This window comes from Shimia sp. (genome assembly GCF_041624275.1).
Classification (GTDB): domain Bacteria; phylum Pseudomonadota; class Alphaproteobacteria; order Rhodobacterales; family Rhodobacteraceae; genus Shimia.
This window is the reverse complement of record NZ_JBFJVE010000276.1, coordinates 1-2,732: the sequence shown is the minus strand read 5'-3', so window position 1 is coordinate 2,732 and position 2,732 is coordinate 1. Positions and strand designations below refer to the sequence as shown.

Genomic DNA, 2,732 nt, shown 5'->3' with positions numbered 1-2,732 from the left:
TCGACCTCGAGCACCAGCTCTTCGGTCACCGCCGGATAGCCGGCATCATCAAGCACCGCCACCAGATCGGCGGCCGAAACCGTGCCGTCATGCACCACCCGCGCGCTTTCGTCGGCCAGGTTCACCGCCGCCTCTTCGATTCCGGGCTGGGCGCGCAGCACCCGTTCGACCCGGCCCACGCAAGAGGCACAGCTCATGCCCGTCACCTGCAATCCGATGGCTGTCTTTTCCGTCATGGCTTCGTCCCGGCTCCTGGCTTGAAATCTGCGGTCGACCCCATAGATAATGGTTCCAGCCGCTGGAAGGTCAAGCCCCGAGGCCGGCTTTTGCCCGCCGCGCCGCATTTTCACCCCGGCGGCGGATTCGCGCTTGACATTCCGGCGCAGGAATATGTTACCCGGACCCAAAGCGCAGCGGCGCAGAAAGAGGAGATCACAGCATGACCACGTTCCACGTTCCCGACATGAGCTGCGGCCACTGCAAGGCGGCCATCGAAAAGGCGGTCACCGCCGCCGACGGCGCGGCCAGCCTGAGCTTCGACATGGAAGGCCGCCGGGTCACCATCACCAGCGCCCTTGACGAGGCGGCGCTGGCGGCGCTTCTGGAACAGGAAGGCTATCCCAACAGCACTGCCGCCTGAGCGATCCGCCTGACCGCGCGCGGCGGGCTCAGTTGCGCCGCGCCTGTTCGGCGGCGGTGCGCTGCTGCTGCACCGCGCGTTCGCGCTCGGGCCAATGCGATTTGATATAGGCCAGGATGTCCCAGATCGCGGCCTCGTCGAGGCTGTCGCCAAAGGCCGGCATGCCGCTTTTCGCGCCCGCGACACCCATCAGCTCCAGCGTCTTTTCGCCGCCGAGCCGGGTATAGGTGAACAACAGCCCGTCGCCGTGATGCCAGGTGTGGCCGCTCTGGTCATGCGGCGGGGCCGGCAGCACGCCGTTCTCGTCGGGGCTGCGCCAGTCGGGCTGCCCCTCGAGGGTGTCGCCGTGGCACGAGGCGCAGTTCTCGGCATAAAGCGCCGCGCCGCGCTGCGGGTCGGCGGTTTCGGGCTGGACCTGTGCGCCGGCGCCGCCGGCCGCGATGCACAGGCCGGCGATCATGGCGCCGGCAAGACCGCCGGTTCGGGGTGAGCTCATCTTGCTGCCTTTCCAGTATCTGTGGTCATGTTCCGGGCGCCTCGTCCAGCAGATAGGCCGCCATGGCCAGCCGGTCGGCATCTGTCAGGAAGCCTGTGCCAAGCAGCACCACCTCGCCCATCGACCCGCCAAAGGCGTCGCCGTCCGGCGCCAGTCCGGTTTTCAGCGCATAGGCCAGCGCATCGACCGTCCAGCCGCCCCGGCGCAGGGCCTCGGCGTCGATCGCCGGCGCCTTGCCACCGCCGGGCAGGGCATCATTGCCCCCGAGATGGGCCTCGTCCGTCAGCCGCGCCCCGGCCAGATTGCGCGCCGTGTGGCAGGCCGCGCAATGGGCCGCGCCCTCGACCAGCTGCCGCCCCCGGTTCCACATCTCGCCCTTGCCGGCAACCGGGTCGGTGCGCGGCGGCTCGAGGAACAGCGCCCGCCACAGTTTCAGCCCCCAGCGCTGATCGAAGGGAAAGGCCATGTCATGCGCCGGCGCCGCCTCGGCGACCGGCGGCACGGTACGGAAGGCGGCCCAGAGGTCGGCGATCTCCTGATCGCTGAAATTGGCGTAGAACGGATAGGTGAAGGCCGGGTAATAGGGCGCGCCCTCGGGCGACACGCCCTGACGCACGGCCCGGCCGAACTCCTCGATCGTCCAACCCCCCAGCCCGTGCTCGGGATCGGTGGTCAGGTTGGGCGAGACCAGCGTGCCGAACGGGGTCGCCAGCCGCACCCCCCCGGCCAGCGGGGCGCCGCCATTGGCGACATCGGTGTGGCAGGCGATACAGCCCGCCGCCCGCGCCAGATAGGCCCCGCGGGCAACGTCGCCCTCCAGTTCGAACTCTTCAAGCGGCGCGCCGACCGGCCAGGCCATCACCGCCGCCAGCCCCACCGACGCCATCGCGGCGGCGGCAAAGCCGAAACGTATCAGTTTTTTCATGCTCCGGCCCCATCACTCCGACCGGAACTGCGTGTGACAGGCCGAGCAGGTCTGGCCCAGCATCATGAAGACGCCGTCGGCCGGCATTGCCGCCAGATCCGCGGCACCCATCATGCTGCCCGACCCCATCATCGAGCCACTGCCCATCATGCTGCCCGAACCCATCATCGTGCCCGCGCCCATGGTTGCGCCCTGCCCCGACCCGGCCATCATCAACCCGTTGTCGGCCGCCGCGGCCAGCGCCTCGGAATAGAGGCGCAGATCCGCCGCCAGCGCCGAGAAACGGCCCCAGTCCTGCCAGATCTCGGGCTTGGCCTCCGAGGGTTCGCCATCGCTGCCCTCGGGGAACAGCCCGGTCATCGCGTCGCCGGCATGGCGCGCGATCACCCCGGCCTCGCGGCGCACCACCGCCGCGTCATAGGGGGTCTTGCCCTGCATCATCGGCGTCAGCAGCTTGATGCTCTCCTTCATCATTGCCATGCCGTCCATGCGCTGCTTGACGATCCCGGTCGCGCCGCCATGGGCCAGCGCCGTCACCGAGACCAGCGACGCCATGGCAGCACCGAATGCGAGTGTTGAAAATTTCATGTTTCTGTCCTGTCTGAAGTGCCAATTGGCCCGCTGCGGGCCGGTTGTGCCGTTTCAGGACTGTGGGCGCGGCGGCGGCGGAT

Annotated in this window: 5 protein-coding genes; 1 reads left to right on the top strand and 4 read right to left on the bottom strand. The window is 69.0% G+C overall.

Features of this window, described 5'->3' with window-relative positions; all coding sequences use genetic code 11:
* Positions 1–236, bottom strand: a 236-nt coding sequence (locus ABZD10_RS14985) for a cation transporter (protein WP_372887739.1), incomplete at its 3' end; no start/stop codon positions are given.
* Positions 237–439: 203 nt separating this feature from the next.
* Between ABZD10_RS14985 and ABZD10_RS14980 the strand changes: the two genes are divergently transcribed.
* Positions 440–640 (top strand): heavy-metal-associated domain-containing protein, encoded by a 201-nt coding sequence (locus ABZD10_RS14980; RefSeq protein WP_372887737.1) that lies wholly within the window; start codon positions 440–442, stop codon positions 638–640.
* A gap of 28 nt (positions 641–668) precedes the next feature.
* Here ABZD10_RS14980 and ABZD10_RS14975 read toward each other — a convergent pair whose 3' ends face one another.
* The 3 genes from ABZD10_RS14975 to ABZD10_RS14965 are packed head-to-tail and all read right to left on the bottom strand — an operon-like array spanning position 669 to position 2,649.
* Entirely contained in the window at positions 669–1,136 is a 468-nt protein-coding gene (locus tag ABZD10_RS14975; protein ID WP_372887735.1) for a c-type cytochrome, read from the bottom strand.
* A 25-nt stretch (positions 1,137–1,161) separates the two neighbouring features.
* Positions 1,162–2,061, bottom strand: coding sequence for a c-type cytochrome (locus tag ABZD10_RS14970; protein WP_372887733.1), 900 nt, complete (start codon positions 2,059–2,061; stop codon positions 1,162–1,164).
* Between the two features lie 12 nt (positions 2,062–2,073).
* Positions 2,074–2,649: a cytochrome c gene (locus ABZD10_RS14965; protein WP_372887731.1), complete on the bottom strand. Its 576-nt coding sequence runs from the start codon at positions 2,647–2,649 to the stop codon at positions 2,074–2,076.
* Positions 2,650–2,732 lie beyond the last annotated feature (83 nt).

Coding starts and splice junctions, on each gene's coding strand:
- ABZD10_RS14980 (WP_372887737.1), top strand. CDS start 440: ATGACCACGTTCCACGTTCCCGACATGAGCTGCGGCCACTGCAAGGCG.
- ABZD10_RS14975 (WP_372887735.1), bottom strand. CDS start 1,136: ATGAGCTCACCCCGAACCGGCGGTCTTGCCGGCGCCATGATCGCCGGC.
- ABZD10_RS14970 (WP_372887733.1), bottom strand. CDS start 2,061: ATGAAAAAACTGATACGTTTCGGCTTTGCCGCCGCCGCGATGGCGTCG.
- ABZD10_RS14965 (WP_372887731.1), bottom strand. CDS start 2,649: ATGAAATTTTCAACACTCGCATTCGGTGCTGCCATGGCGTCGCTGGTC.